Here is a 14,242-nt window from a genome sequence, read left to right as displayed (position 1 = left end):
GGATATCGGACATCGGCGACCAGGTGACGGCGGCGATTGCAACGATTGCGGCGCGTGTGCCGGGGCCGGTCCGGTTGGTCGGACATTCGGCCGGCGGGCAACTGGTCGTCCGCGCAGCGACCCGGCGAACGCCCTGGCTGGACCGGCTTGCAGGGGTTGTCACGGTGTCCCCGGTGGCCGATCTGGCCCCGCTGATGCGCACGACCATGAATGCCGATCTGCGGATCGACGCAGACGAAGCCGCAACACAAAGCCCCGTGCATCTGCCTGCCCCCGCCGCCCCCGTCACCGTCTGGGTTGGCGCCGCCGAAAGGCCCGCCTTTCTGGAACAGGCCACCCTGTTGTCCGAGATCTGGCAGTGCCCGCTGGTCGTGGCCCCGGACCGGCATCATTTCAGCGTGATCGAGGATCTGGCCACCCCTGAAAGCCATCTGACCCGCGCGATTGTCGCCTGAGCATCATGCCCGCCTGGGGTAAATGTGTGCTCTGATCAATCTTATGGACCTGTTCATATTGGGTCATTATGCTAGAAGAATTGAAATTTCACAGAACGCGTGGCGAAAATGAAAATGAATAGTAGCAATTTGGTAAAGTCGATGGCGCTGGGCCTGTCGGTGTTTGGTCTTGCAGGTTGCGAGGTGCAGCTTGGTCAAAGAGACATCGCCGATCGGGGTATCGACGGGGGCGGGCTCGAGGATGGTCGCGCGAATGTCTGGGTTGACCCCGATGGTTGCCAACATTGGTATATCGATGACGGCGTCGAAGGTTACATGTCGCCGCGTTTGAACCGGGACGGCACGCCCAAATGCCAGGATACCCGCGGGACAGTCACGCTCAAGGACGGCACAGTCGTTCCGACGGATCCAGAGCCGGTCAACCAGGCCGGTTAAATCCGCAGTTACGCGACGGCCACGTCCCATCGCTTTTGCAAACCGGCCTTGAAGACCACGGGCCAGAGCCGGTTTTTTTTGGGGGCCGTCGTGCTGGCGGTTCTATCGGACGGGGGCGAACAGGGCGTCGCGCTGTGTGCAGTCGCGAATCACGTCCGGTCCGCAAGTGCGAAACGCCAAGTCGCGCGTCAGACAGATCCGGGCCTCCTGGATGTGACCGTCTTTGCAGGTGATGGTGATCTGATCGGCAGACAATGACGGATTGTCACGCAGAAATGCGGCCTCGATGACTGACGCCGGAACGGTAATCATCCGGTCGATCCTGCGAAACACGGGCGGGCGCACGATGCTGGCGAATGCCTGTCTGGCAAGCGCGAAATACTCATCTGCCGGCAGGCCGGCGCAGACCCCGTGTTTGTTCCACTGATACCACGCCAGCCCGGGCGTGCCCATGACATCGGCCATTTCTGTTGTTTGTGCCCGGCTGGGCGCGCGCTGGTTGGTGTGGCAATGCGCCGGATAGCCGGTTTCATACTGTGGCCAAAGCCCGTGCAGGATCCAGTCGAAATCTGCCGTGCTGTCGCATTGAGGCGAGTTGCGCGCGTCACCTTCCAGCACGCACCAGTTCGCCGACCAGGACAGAGACATGACATAATAGTCAAAGTCAGCAGTTTCATCATTGGCCCAGGCGGGACTGGCGATCAGGCAAAGGGCGGTAAGCAGGTGACGCATTTTGATCTTTCATCTTGGTGTCTGGGTCACTATATAAAATTCAAGTTCCCCGACAATGTGAACCCGGCCCACAGCGGTCTGCCCCCTCAAGGGCGCGGGAAAGCCTTGTCTGAAGCATGAGGAGACAAAAATGTCCGACAAACCGATCATGGCCAAGGCGACCGCCGTCTGGCTTTGCGACAACACCACGCTGACGTTCAAGCAGATTGCCGACTTCTGCGGTTTTCACGAGCTGGAAGTGCAGGGTATCGCCGATGGCGATGTCGCCGTTGGCGTGAAGGGTTTTGACCCGATCGCCAACAACCAGCTGACCCAGGAAGAACTGGACAAGGCCGAGGCAAATCCGACCTACAAGCTGAAGCTGAAGTATAACGCCGCAGCACAGGGCGAGGAAAAACGCCGCGGTCCGCGCTATACGCCACTGTCCAAGCGGCAGGATCGCCCGGCCTCTATTTATTGGCTGGTCAAATTCCACCCCGAACTAACCGACGGGCAAATCAGCAAGCTGGTCGGCACGACCAAACCCACCATTCAGGCGATCCGCGACCGGACGCATTGGAACATCAACAACCTTGATCCGATCGACCCTGTCGCGCTGGGCCTGTGCAAGCAGTCGGAACTGGACGCCGCCGTTCAGAAGGCCAATGCATTGCGCGCCAAAGACGGCAGCGCGATGTCCGATGACGAGCGTCGCAAGCTGGTCAGCACCGAACAGTCGCTGGGCATGGCGCCAGAGCCGAAGATGCCCAGTTCGATGGAGGGGCTGGAAACATTCAGCCTGTCCGATCCGCGCGATGATGAAGAAAAAGAAGACACTCGCGATGTGTCTGATGCGGACAGCTTCTTCAATCTGCCCGACGACGACGAACAGGGTGACGACGATTGATTCTGTCGCTGCTGAGGTTCTGACAATTCTGTCCTGAAAAGCGCGTCATCTGTGGATGGCGCGCTTTTTCATAGCGCCTTTCTGGCGTTGAGCGCGGCCGTGATCGTGCCGTCGTCGAGATAGTCCAACTCTCCACCGACCGGCACCCCCTGCGCCAGAGATGTGACCGTCACGCCGGGCAATTGGTCGGCGATGTAATGGGCCGTTGTCTGTCCGTCGATCGTGGCCCCGAGCGCAAGGATGACTTCACTAACTGATTCGTCGCCGATCCGCGCGATCAGTTTGGGGATGCGCAATTCGTCCGGACCGATGGCGTCTAGTGCAGACAGCGTGCCGCCAAGCACGTGATAGCGCCCCTTGAACACACCGCTGCGTTCCATTGCCCACAGGTCAGCCACATCTTCGACCACGCAGATCTGCCCTGTCGCGCGTTTTTCCGATTGGCAGATGTCGCAGGTGTCGGCTGTCGCGATATTGCCGCAGGTCAGACATTCACGCACGGTCGATCCGACCCGGTGCAGCGCATCGGCGAGCGGCAGCAGCACCAGCGACCGTTTCTTGATCAGATGCAGGACGGCCCGCCGTGCCGACCGCGGCCCAAGGCCCGGCAGTTTGGCCATGAGCGCGATCAGGTTTTCAAGGTCTTCGGTGCCGCTTGACATGCTGTCCTGCTTTGGGCGGGGACCAAATTTCGCGAAATTTGGTGCCTCCGGCGGGGATATTTAAGCTCGGAAGAAGCGGTTCAAAACGGCAGGTTCATGCCAGGTGGGAGGCCCAGACCTTCGGTCAGTTTCGCCATTTCTTCCTGTGCGCGTTCGGTTGCCTTGCTTTGGGCATCCTTGATTGCGGCAAGGATCAGGTCCTCGACCACTTCCTTGTCGTCGCCGTTGAAGATGGAGGGGTCGATGTCAAGCGCCTTGAGTTCGCCCTTGGCGGTTGCCGTTGCCCTGACCAACCCGGCACCGCTGACACCTTCGACCAGCACATTTTCAAGGTCTTCCTGCATCTGGGCCATCTTGCCCTGCATTTCCTGCGCCTGTTTCATCATCTTGGCCATATCGCCAAGTCCGCCTAATCCTTTGAGCATCGCATCTCTCCTGTCGGTATGTTCCATTGTCAGATATGGGTTGGGATCCTGCACGGCAAGAGCGGTCAGCCTTCTTCGAAGGGGTCCCATTCTTCGTCTACTTCAGGCAGGGCGTCGGCAAGGGCGTCCTGTTGTTTGTCGGCGTCGGTGCGGATGTCTGTGATGCGCGCCTTTGGAAAGGCCGCGATCACGGCCTGCACGAGCGGATGACTTTCGGCTTGGGCCCGGATCGCGTTTTCGGCCGCATCGCGCGTTTCTGCAATGGTGGGTGCGTCACCGTCTGCGACGCTGATGGCCCAGCGATTTCCGGTCCAGCTTTGCAGGCGCGACTGTAGTCTGCCGATCAGATCCTTGGCGGCATCCTGTGTCGGGTTCACGGCGATCCGGCCGGGTTGGTAACTGACCAGCCGCAGCCCGGTTTCGACCTCGACCAGCAGTTTGACATCCCGGTGGGCGCGGATCAGTTCAATGACATCCTCGAACCTCGCATAGTGTTGCAGGGCATCTGTTGCCAGTGCTGTCGCTGTTTGCGCGCCAGAGGCAGAGGGGCCGCGTGGACCGCTGTGGGTTGGTGCGGGTGCTGTCGCAATCGCCGTCGCCGCACCGCCTATGGGTGCGGGCCGCCCGCCGGATGGTCCCGCCGGGGGTGGCGTGGCATCCTGCAACTTGCGCACCAGTTCGTCAGGTGCCGGCAGGTCGGCCACATGGGTCAGGCGGATCACCGCCATTTCGGCGGCCATCATCGCATTGGGGGCCTGGCCCACTTCCTCGAGTGCCTTGAGAAGCATCTGCCACATCCGCGACAGCACCCGCATCGGCAGGCCTTCTGCCATGGTTTGCCCACGGGTGCGTTCATCGGGGCCGATGGTGGGGTCTTCGGCGGCTTCGGGGGTGATCTTGATCACGCTGACCCAGTGGCAAACCTCGGCCAGGTCACGCAGCACTGCCATCGGGTCGGCCCCGTCGGCGTATTGTGCAGACAGTTCGGTCAGGGCCGCCGCTGCTTCGCCCCGCAGGATCATGTCGAACAGATCCAATACGCGGCCCCGGTCGGCCAGTCCCAGCATGGCGCGCACCTGATCGGCGGTGGTTTCGCCCGCACCGTGGCTGATTGCCTGATCCAGCAGCGATGTGGCGTCGCGCGCGGACCCTTCGGCGGCGCGGGTGATCAGGGCCAGTGCATCGTCACTGATTTCGGCGCTTTCGCCGTTTGCGATCTTGCGCAGCAGGGTGATCATCACCTCGGGTTCGATCCTGCGCAGATCAAATCGCTGGCACCGCGACAGCACGGTCACGGGCACCTTGCGGATTTCGGTCGTGGCAAAGATGAATTTCACATGTGCGGGCGGTTCTTCCAGCGTTTTCAGCAGGGCGTTGAACGCGCCCGTCGACAGCATGTGCACCTCGTCGATGATGTAGACCTTGTAGCGCGCGGATGCGGCCCGGTAATGCACTGAATCGATGATTTCACGGATATTCGCGACGCCGGTATTGGATGCCGCATCCATTTCCATCACATCGACGTGACGCCCTTCCATGATGGCCCGACAAGGGTCGCATTGTCCGCAGGGGTCGGTCGTTGGGCCACCGGTGCCATCAGGACCGATACAGTTCATCCCCTTGGCGATGATCCGCGCGGTGGTCGTTTTCCCGGTCCCGCGGATGCCCGTCATGATGAACGCCTGTGCGATCCTGTCGGCGGCAAAGGCGTTTTTCAGGGTGCGCACCATGGCGTCCTGCCCGACGAGATCGGCAAAGGTTTCGGGCCGGTATTTGCGGGCGAGCACTTGGTAGGCGGGTTGGTCGGTCATGGGGGCCTGTCTTGGATTCGGATATCGGCAAAGCCTAAGCGGGCGGCGGCGATTGGTCCACCGTCATCGGGGGCTTGCCCGGTGTCGCGGGCGGGTGCGCCGCAACGCTTAGCGGCCTTTCTTCTTTTGCGCGTTTTTATACATCTTGCCCAGTTTCTTGAAACGGTCGCGTGCCTGGGCGATTGTCTCGGTTGCTTTCTGGTTTTCGCGTTTGAGCTTTTTGAAGCGCTTGAGCCGGTCCGGATCGATGTGCCCGGCCTCAATCGCGGCCTGAACAGCACAGCCCGGTTCGCTTTCGTGGTCGCAATCACGGAATTTGCACTGCGCGGCAAGTTCGGAAATTTCCGGGAATGTCGCGTCGATCCCATATGACACCTCGGCAACGCCAAGGCCCCGCATGCCGGGCGTATCGATCAGCCAGCCGCCTGTCGGCAGCGCGTGCAGCGACCGCCCTGTGGTCGTGTGCCGCCCGCGTGCGTCATCCTCTCGGATCGCTTGGGTCGCGGCGTTTCCGCCGGTCAGCGCGTTGGCGATTGTGGTCTTGCCGACACCGGATGTGCCTGCCAGTGCGACGGTTTGCCCTTTTCCGCACCAAGGCGCCAGAGTTTCCGCAACATCGTCGGACTTGGCGTTCAGGGCCATAACCGCGAGATCCCGGCCAAGCGCACGCGCTTTGTCGGTATAGGCGTCGGGGTCATTGGATTTATCGGCCTTGGTCAGCAGGATTACCGGTGTAATCAGCGCATCATGGGCCATGGCAAGATAGCGTTCCAACCGTGCCACGTTGAAATCTTCGTTGCAGGATGTGGTGATGAAAAGTGTGTCGATGTTGGCCGCGATCAGTTGTTTGTCGCCGGTGTGGTATTCGGTACCACGGCTAAGTTCGGTCCGGCGGTCAAGCACCCGGATCAGCCTGTGTTGTTCAGGGTTGCACAGCACCCAGTCGCCGACGGCCACGGCGCCGGTCGTCAGTCCGGGATCAAGCGTCAGTTCGAGCGGACCGGTTTCGGATAGCCCGACCACCCTGTCGCGGTGGACAGTGGCAATGCGCGCAGGTGTCAGGGTGTCCAGCTCTTCAAGGTCAAGCTGGGACATGTAAAAGGGCGACCAGCCAAGGGCGTCGCGGGTGATGTCTGTCAATGGGGTGTCCTCGTCAAAGGAAATGCGTTGGCTGGTGGGGTGATCCTACCAGCAGGAACCGGACGAGGGAACGGAAATTGCTTCAGCGCACCCGGACCGGGAGGGATGTTGCGACAATCATCTTGATCCTCCTTGTGATTCGAGCGTTTTCAGCGGCCATTGCAATCTTGCTACAGGTCGCCTTGCGATAGGTGAGAGGCTGACAACGACCCAAGCGAAACTCGTTATGGCTGCTTCCTTCCGGACCTGACCAAGTTGGCGAGGCGCTCGCCCGCGCCAGCCTCTCATCCTGCCATATAGTGTGGTGCAGGGCGTGGTGCAACCGTCAGAATGTAAGGCGATAGAGGTCAAACCCGTCCGTTCCCGGCCCACTATGGCTGACCCGTGCCGGCAAGTGATCGCGTGCGGCGGGTGCAGAGCGGAATGTGGCGCTTGTGTTTGGAATCGGTGAAAACGTCCACGGCACGGCGGGGGTGTCGGTAATCACAGCGCGATCGCGCAGATCGGCGATCAGGATTTCATGCGTGGTCTGTGCGGTGATGTGCACGACATCATCGGCGGGTATGCCTGCAAACCCCCCACCGCCATTGGCACGATAGGCATTGGTGGCAACGACAAAGATATCGTCCTTCTGAACGGGCCGCCCTGCATGGCGCAAGTCGCGCAGGCGGCTGGCACGGGGGTTTGCGACGGCCCCTTGCGGTCCGAACCGTGCCGGATGCGTCAGATCGAACCGATAGGAAAGCCCGAACAGTGTATCGCAGTCATATGCGGGGATTTGCGGATTGATCAGTGGCTGGTCATGCTGGCCGGGGGTGATCTGGTTGAAATGCGACGCGGCCCATTCCAGCCAGTCGCACAGTTGCGCGCCCGTGCGCCGCACCGCACACAGCACGTTGGCAAAGGGATAGATCGCTGCGGCGTCACGCAGCATAACCGGCCCCGGCGCGATATCGACGAAATGCCCCGGCCCGGCCCGGCCCCCCGACCGGAACGGTGCACTGGCAGAGAGAACGGGCAGATGCCCGTGCGCCGATCCGTGCAGCGCCCGTTGCGTTGCCCGCATCTGCGCGCAGGCCAGCAGTTGCTGCGGCAAATCCGGGCTGACAGACGAAAAGTAGCTGTGCAGACGCACCTTTGTCCGGGCAATGGGCCGCCGTATTTCTGCCAGCGTGGCGTCATGAGCAGCCTGCACATGACTGCGCAGCTTGCCTTGCAGCACGCTGTCAGCGGGCACGCTGGCGCCCTCTTGGTGAAGACGGCTTGCATGGCCGGCTATGTCCACGCCGTCCGGGCCAAAGCGCAGATCAAGGTCGATCACACCTAGGCAATTCCCGTAAAATCCGGCCATGACCGCCGGTTTGCCATGAAGCCTGCCCAAGCGGGGATCAACCACGGCGTTGGCGGCCTGACTGCCACCGGGAAAGATTTCGTGCGTATGCCCGGTCAGAATCACATCGATCCCGTCCACCGCAGCCAGCGGAACGGCAGCGTTTTCCATGCCCTGGGCATGATCGATGGCCGCGATGCCGGAATGGCATAGCGCCACAATGATATCAGCGCCTGCCGCCTTGATGCGCGGCACATAGTCCCGCGCGGTTTCCACGATATCATCGGCCCCCAACTGTCCGTCCAGTGCTGCCTTGTCCCATTGAGTAATCTGCGGGGTCACAAACCCGACCACCCCGATCCGAAGTTTGCGACAGGTGCCGTCATCGCAGGGCACATCACGGTCGAGCACGATAAAGGGGCGCGCCAATTCAGGCCCTTGTATCTGCCGGATATTGGCGCATGTGACGGGGAACAATGCGTCGCGCAGGACGGAGCGCAGAAAAGGCAGGCCATAATTGAATTCATGGTTGCCCAACGTCACCGCATCGTATCGCAACGTATTGAATGCGGCAATCATCGGATGAACATCGGGCGTGTCGGGTTGACTGGCCAGAAAATCGGCCAGCGGATTACCCTGCAAGAAGTCGCCATTGTCGAAAAGCAGCGTTGTGAGACCTGTTTCATTGCGCAGGGCATCAATCTGGTCGGCCAGATGGATCAGGCCGCGATGCCGTTCAATCCGGTCGGTGAAATAGTCGTAAGGCAAAAGCTGCATGTGCAGATCTGTCGTTTCAAGGATGCGCAAACGCGCACGCGGCGGGCTGCCCGGTTGCCGATCGGAATCCCGTTCTGGGGGTAGTGAAATCATACGGCAACCCTAAGGTGAAACGCTGTCATTTGTCAGCCATATAGCGCAGAAAAAATTGAACTCCATACAGGGACATGTCATTGCGAGGTCATGAGAATTGCGGAAACAGTGACCTTTGGTGGTTCCGGTCTGGACCGGGCGGCGGAATGGCGCGCGCAGGCGGATGAATTGCGCCGGCGGCCCGCGGCACGGGTGATCCTTTTGTGGCGGGGCAAGCCGATGCTGAAGGACGATGTGCTGATGTGTGTGCCGCTGGATCATCCGGTGATGTCCGATGCCACAGATGACCTGATCCTGCTGGGCCTTGACGGGATCGGCCCGGTCTTTGCCGCCGATCTTTCAGGGTGGACACCGCCGGATCTGGATACGACGCACCTTGATACTTTTCTTGACCCCTCCGAACAGCGCCATCCGGCAATGCCTGCGGGCACGGTCTTTGCCGAATTGCGCGCGATCATGACCCGGTTGTCCCCGCGCGATGCCGAATTGGCCGCGACGGCAAAGGCGATCATGGGCTGGCACCTGTCGCATCGTTTCTGTGCGCGCTGCGGTGCCGAAAGCGCGATGTCCATGGCGGGTTGGCAGCGCGACTGTGCAGCCTGTGGCGGGCATCATTTTCCCCGGACAGATCCTGTGGTGATCATGTTGATTACCCACGGCAATTCGGTTTTGCTGGGCCGGTCGCCCGGCTGGCCCGAGGGGATGTATTCGCTGCTTGCCGGTTTTGTCGAACCGGGCGAAACCATCGAGGCTGCCGTGCGCCGCGAGGTCTTTGAGGAAGCCGGCGTGCGCGTCGGTGCCGTCAGCTATCTGGCCAGCCAGCCATGGCCGTTTCCTGCATCTTTGATGTTGGGCTGCGCTGGGGTCGCGCTGGATGCGGACATCACGATTGACCCGACCGAGATCGAAGATGCGCTGTGGGTGACCCGCGAGGATCTGGCGCTTGCGTTTACCGGTGGACACCCGCGCATTTTGCCTGCCCGCAACGGGGCCATCGCGCATTTCCTGTTGCGCCAATGGCTCGCGGATCAACTTGACTGATGATTGCCACCGGGTGATGGCAAAGACAGAAGTGGGACAAGAGCAATGAAATTCAGCACCCGCGCAGAAATTGAAGCGCCGATCGCGCATGTATTTGCGAAGCTGAGCGATTTTTCCGGTTTTGAACGCCGTGCCCTGCGGCACGGGGTCCAGGTAAATCGCAGTGCCGACGGACAGATCGCGGTCGGCATGCAGTGGGATGTCGTGTTCAAACTGCGCGGTCGAGAACGCCACATGCGGGCGACGCTTGCGGCATTGGATGCGCCCGAGATGTATCGCTTTGACGCGGTGTCTGACGGCCTGAATGCCGAAAGCATCGTCGAATTGATCGCCCTGTCCCCCAAGCGCACCCGTCTGGTCGTGTCCGTCGATCTGCGTCCCCGGTCGTTGACGGCGCGGGTGCTGTTGCAGTCGATGAAGCTGGCCAAGACCAAGCTGAACAAACGGTTCAAGGCCCGCGTGCTGGAGTATGCAGAAGACATCGAAGATGACTATCGCAGATCAACCTGAAACCGACGGTTGAAATGCGATCAGAAACCATCCGTCAGTCGGTTTTTTCATGCCTGCGGGCGGCGGCGGGATAGACGCCCATGATTTGCAGGTGGTTGGTAAAGTAGTCCAGTTCCTCCAGCGCGAGCTGTACGCTGCGGTCATCGGGATGGCCTTCGATTTCAGCGTAGAACTGCGTTGCGGTGAACGCCCCGCCCACCATATAGCTTTCCAGTTTCGTCATGTTGACCCCGTTGGTCGCAAAGCCGCCCATGGCCTTGTAAAGCGCAGCGGGGATGTTGCGAACCCGAAACACAAAACTGGTCATCATGCCGTGGTCGCCCCGTCTGGTATAATCGGGTTCGCGTGCCATCACCAGAAACCGGGTCGTGTTGCGCGCGTGATCCTCGATATGGCGGGCCGCCACGTCGAGCCCATAAATCTCGGCCGCAAGCTCTGATGCCAGTGCGCCAAGGGTCGGGTTACCTGTTGCGGCGACATGCATCGCCGATCCCGCAGTGTCAGCGCCCACAAGCGGGCTGATCCCGTGGCGGCGCAGAAAGCTGCGGCATTGGCCCAGCAGGACCGTATGACTCATCGCGGTCGTGACGTCGGCTGTTGTCGCGCCGGGCACCGTCAGCAGGTTGATGTGCACTCGCACGAATGTTTCACCCACGATGTGCAGCCCGCTTTCGGGCAGCAGCGAATGCACATCGGCCACACGGCCATAGGTGGAATTTTCAACTGCGATCATGCCAAGATCTGCATTGCCGCGGCGCACGGCCTCGATTGCGTCCTCGAATGTCGGGCAGGGCAGAGGTTCGAAACCAGGCCGCGCCTGAACACATGCTTCGTGTCCATAGGCACCAAGCTCTCCCTGAAAAGCGATTTTTTTTGACATAATACTGAACTTCTTCCGCTTACTGACAAATTTGGGCGATTGGTCGCGGGACTATACCTTGCAACCGGGGTAGGGAAGCGGATAGATACCGACAAAACTTTGAACGAGATGGAACGCGACATGTTCGACACAATGACGATGACCAAGGTTGTAGGCGGCCTTTGCGGCACCTTATTGATTTATCTGCTGGGCGGATGGGCCGCAGAGATCATCTATCACGGTGGCGGTGGACATGGCGACGGCCAGCAAGCCTATGTCATCGAGGTTGAATCCGAAGATACCGCCGAAGAAGTCGTTGAAGTGGTCGATTTCGCTGTGGTCATGGCATCGGCCAGCGCGGCGGACGGCGAAGGTGTGTGGCGCAACTGCCGCTCCTGCCACGCGCTTGAACCCGGCGTAAACGGCGTTGGTCCGTCGCTGCATGGTGTCGTCGGGCGCAATGTCGCTTCGGTCGATGGTTTCAACTACTCGGGTGCGCTGGTAGAGGTCGCGGATGTCTGGACGCCGGACAACCTGAATGGCTTTCTGGAAGACCCCAAAGGCTGGGCCCCGGGAACGGCCATGGGCTATAACGGTCTGCGCAGTGTCGAAGACCGCGCCAACCTGATTGCCTATCTGGACAGCATTGACGACTGATTACCGTCTTTGGCATCATTTCAAAGGGGCCGTCCGATCAGGGCGGCCTTTTTTATTGTTCGCGTGGCAACGATCACTTGTCGATCACGCAATCTCAACTTGAATGTTTGCCAAACTGTCCCTTAGCCTCATTTATAACTAAAGCGTTTGACTATCCTGGAGAGTATGATGCCGCATCGTCCCCAATCCCGCGCCACGACAAAAGTTGCCAAGCGCTGTCGCGATCTTACGAATTATTGGGTTTTGGGGGCTGTGGTCAGCACCGGCGCGCTGTTGGCGGCAGGGCAGCTTTGGGCCGATGCGCATGAAAACATCATCGCAACACATGCCTATTCCAATTTCGGCACGGTCAAATATGGCCCAGAGTTCACGCATCTGGATTACGTGAACCCCGACGCGCCCAAGGGCGGCGAGATGGCACAATGGTCAATGGGCACATTCGACAGTTTCAACCAGTATTCCCGCAAGGGCGTGTCGGCGTCACTGAACACGCTGCCGTATGAAAGCATCCTGACAAGCACTGCGGATGATCCATATGGCGCTTACTGTTATCTTTGCACCACGATGGAATACCCCGAAAGCCGCGACTGGGTCATTTTCAATCTGCGCGATGACATCACCTTTTCCGACGGGCGCCCCTTTACCGCCGAGGATGCAAAATTCACGTTCGAACTGTTTCAGGAACAGGGAATTGCGGAATATCGCAACATCATCGAAGGTTTCATCGAAAGCGTCGAGGTGCTTGACCCCTATCGGATCAAATACAACTTTACGCCAGAGGCCCCGCGCCGCGATGTGATCGGCATTGCCGGGGGCACCAACGCATTCTCAAAGTCGTGGTTTGAAGAAACCGGCGCCCGTATCGACGAATCCACGCTCGAACCGTTCCTGGGCACTGGCCCGTATGTGCTGGACAGCTATGATATCAATCGTCAGGTCATCTATAAACGCAATCCGAACTGGTGGGCGGCTGACCTGCCGATCAATATCGGTCGCAACAATTTTGACAGTATACGGGTCGAATATTTCGCTGATAGCGCTGCCGCATTGGAAGGGTTCAAATCGGGGGCCTACACGTTCCGCGTTGAAAATTCGTCCAAGGAGTGGGCGACGGGCTATGATTTCCCCGGCATCGACAACGGCTGGGTCGTCAAGACGGAACTGCCCGACGGCAACATCGCATACGCGCAGGCATTCGTGTTCAACCTGCGCCGCGACAAATGGCAGGACCCACAGGTGCGCGATGCAATCCGCCTGATGTTCAATTTCGAATGGTCGAACGAGACGCTGTTTTACGGGCTTTATGACCGGGTCAATTCGTTTTGGGAAAATTCCGACCTGGAGGCGACGGGCACCCCGTCCGAGGCAGAGATCGCGATCCTGCAGCCCCTGGTCGCAGAAGGCTTGCTGGACGCAAGTATCCTGACCGACACGGCGGTGATGGCCCCCACATCCAGCAGCGCGGACCGCCCGCTGGACCGGCGCAACCTGCGCACCGCATCCGCCCTGCTGGACGACGCGGGCTGGATTGCGGGCGAAGACGGGATCCGCCGCAAGGACGGTCAGCCGCTGAGCATGGTTTTCCTGTCCTTCAGTCCGGCCTTTGACAGGGTGATCAACCCCTACATCGAAAACTTGTCGCGTCTGGGTGTGCAGGCCACTCTGGACCGGGTGGACCGGTCGCAATATGTGGACCGCCGCCGCACAGGCGACTACGATATCGTGGGGCACGGGTTCAGCATGGGCTTTGAACCGGGGATCGGCCTGCGCCAATGGTATGGGTCCGAAACTGCCGCAGACAGTTCGCGCAACCTGATGGGGCTTCAAAACGAAGGTATCGACCGGCTGATGTCCGTCGTCATCGATGCGCAGACGCTGGATGAGCTGACGCCCGCCGTTCACGCGCTTGACCGCGCGTTGCGGGCCGAAGGGTTCTGGGTGCAGCAATGGTTCAAGGATGTGCACACGGTCGCCTATTACGACATGTTCCGGCATCCTGATGGTTTGCCACCCTATGCACTGGGCGAGCTTGATTTCTGGTGGTATGACGCAGACGCCGCCGAGGCCCTGCGTGCCGCAGGTGCCTTTCAGTAAGGATCGTTTCTTTTGGGTGCCTATATCCTCCGACGGCTGTTGCTGGTGATCCCGACCCTGCTGGGGATCATGATCATCAACTTTGCCCTGATCCAATTCGTCCCCGGCGGGCCGATCGAACAGATCATTGCCCAACTGGAAGGGCAGGGGGATGTGTTCGAAGGTATCGCAGGCGGCGGCAGTGAAATCGCGGGTGCCAGCGATGATGGCGGCTATGTCGGGGCGCAGGGTCTGCCCGCCGATTTTATCGCGGAACTGGAACGCGAATTCGGATTCGACAAACCACCCCTGGAACGGTTCCTGAACATGATGTGGAATTACATGCGGCTGGATTT

The 14,242-nt window shown here is 60.1% G+C and carries 14 protein-coding genes, 1 other RNA gene and 1 pseudogene; 8 read left to right on the top strand and 8 right to left on the bottom strand.

Annotated features, from left to right (window positions below):
* The coding region (locus ACTG4B_RS14560) for an alpha/beta hydrolase (RefSeq protein ID WP_439156426.1) at positions 1-455 on the top strand (455 nt) is incomplete at its 5' end.
* Positions 456-569: 114 nt separating this feature from the next.
* Positions 570-890, top strand: coding sequence for a hypothetical protein (locus tag ACTG4B_RS14555; protein WP_439156425.1), 321 nt, complete (start codon positions 570-572; stop codon positions 888-890).
* A 102-nt stretch (positions 891-992) separates the two neighbouring features.
* On the opposite strand, the gene ACTG4B_RS14550 is transcribed toward ACTG4B_RS14555, so the two are convergent.
* On the bottom strand, positions 993-1,622 hold the full coding sequence (locus ACTG4B_RS14550) for a ribonuclease T2 family protein (protein ID WP_439156424.1): 630 nt from the start codon (positions 1,620-1,622) through the stop codon (positions 993-995).
* A gap of 130 nt (positions 1,623-1,752) precedes the next feature.
* Here ACTG4B_RS14550 and ACTG4B_RS14545 point away from each other — a divergent pair, with 130 nt between their 5' ends.
* Positions 1,753-2,508, top strand: a complete 756-nt coding sequence (locus ACTG4B_RS14545; protein ID WP_439156423.1) for a DUF1013 domain-containing protein — start codon at positions 1,753-1,755, stop codon at positions 2,506-2,508.
* 68 nt (positions 2,509-2,576) lie between these two features.
* Here ACTG4B_RS14545 and recR read toward each other — a convergent pair whose 3' ends face one another.
* The 6 genes from recR to ACTG4B_RS14515 form a co-directional block, all read right to left on the bottom strand.
* Positions 2,577-3,170, bottom strand: a complete 594-nt coding sequence (recR, locus tag ACTG4B_RS14540) for a recombination mediator RecR (RefSeq protein WP_439156422.1) — start codon at positions 3,168-3,170, stop codon at positions 2,577-2,579.
* 80 nt (positions 3,171-3,250) lie between these two features.
* The gene (locus tag ACTG4B_RS14535; protein ID WP_439156421.1) at positions 3,251-3,595 is read right to left on the bottom strand and encodes a YbaB/EbfC family nucleoid-associated protein; all 345 of its coding nucleotides are present in this window, start codon (positions 3,593-3,595) and stop codon (positions 3,251-3,253) included.
* Between the two features lie 65 nt (positions 3,596-3,660).
* Entirely contained in the window at positions 3,661-5,406 is a 1,746-nt protein-coding gene (locus tag ACTG4B_RS14530; protein ID WP_439156420.1) for a DNA polymerase III subunit gamma/tau, read from the bottom strand.
* Between the two features lie 108 nt (positions 5,407-5,514).
* The gene (gene rsgA, locus ACTG4B_RS14525; protein ID WP_439156419.1) at positions 5,515-6,546 is read right to left on the bottom strand and encodes a ribosome small subunit-dependent GTPase A; all 1,032 of its coding nucleotides are present in this window, start codon (positions 6,544-6,546) and stop codon (positions 5,515-5,517) included.
* 189 nt (positions 6,547-6,735) lie between these two features.
* An RNA gene (gene ffs / locus ACTG4B_RS14520) (signal recognition particle sRNA small type) lies at positions 6,736-6,833 on the bottom strand.
* 38 nt (positions 6,834-6,871) lie between these two features.
* Positions 6,872-8,746, bottom strand: coding sequence for a bifunctional 2',3'-cyclic-nucleotide 2'-phosphodiesterase/3'-nucleotidase (locus ACTG4B_RS14515; RefSeq protein WP_439156418.1), 1,875 nt, complete (start codon positions 8,744-8,746; stop codon positions 6,872-6,874).
* 90 nt (positions 8,747-8,836) lie between these two features.
* On the opposite strand from ACTG4B_RS14515, the gene nudC reads away from it, so the two are divergent.
* Positions 8,837-9,787 (top strand): NAD(+) diphosphatase, encoded by a 951-nt coding sequence (gene nudC, locus ACTG4B_RS14510; RefSeq protein WP_439156417.1) that lies wholly within the window; start codon positions 8,837-8,839, stop codon positions 9,785-9,787.
* Between the two features lie 45 nt (positions 9,788-9,832).
* Entirely contained in the window at positions 9,833-10,297 is a 465-nt protein-coding gene (locus tag ACTG4B_RS14505; RefSeq protein ID WP_439156416.1) for an SRPBCC family protein, read from the top strand.
* Between the two features lie 34 nt (positions 10,298-10,331).
* Here ACTG4B_RS14505 and ACTG4B_RS14500 read toward each other — a convergent pair whose 3' ends face one another.
* Complete coding sequence (locus ACTG4B_RS14500; RefSeq protein ID WP_439156415.1) at positions 10,332-11,177, bottom strand: prephenate dehydratase; 846 nt, start codon at positions 11,175-11,177, stop codon at positions 10,332-10,334.
* A 120-nt stretch (positions 11,178-11,297) separates the two neighbouring features.
* Here ACTG4B_RS14500 and ACTG4B_RS14495 point away from each other — a divergent pair, with 120 nt between their 5' ends.
* The 3 genes and pseudogenes from ACTG4B_RS14495 to ACTG4B_RS14485 form a co-directional block, all read left to right on the top strand.
* Positions 11,298-11,813 carry a c-type cytochrome gene (locus ACTG4B_RS14495; protein ID WP_439156414.1) on the top strand — a complete coding sequence of 172 codons (516 nt, stop codon included), beginning with the start codon at positions 11,298-11,300 and terminating at the stop codon, positions 11,811-11,813.
* 168 nt (positions 11,814-11,981) lie between these two features.
* Positions 11,982-13,907, top strand: a complete 1,926-nt coding sequence (locus tag ACTG4B_RS14490) for an extracellular solute-binding protein (RefSeq protein ID WP_439156413.1) — start codon at positions 11,982-11,984, stop codon at positions 13,905-13,907.
* Positions 13,908-13,919: 12 nt separating this feature from the next.
* Positions 13,920-14,242 (top strand): annotated as a pseudogene (locus ACTG4B_RS14485) (microcin ABC transporter permease); the annotation flags it as partial.

The sequence above is a fragment of the Yoonia sp. genome, from assembly GCF_965660735.1.
Taxonomy (GTDB): Bacteria; Pseudomonadota; Alphaproteobacteria; order Rhodobacterales; family Rhodobacteraceae; genus Yoonia.
This window is presented reverse-complemented; position numbering and strand designations above follow the sequence as displayed.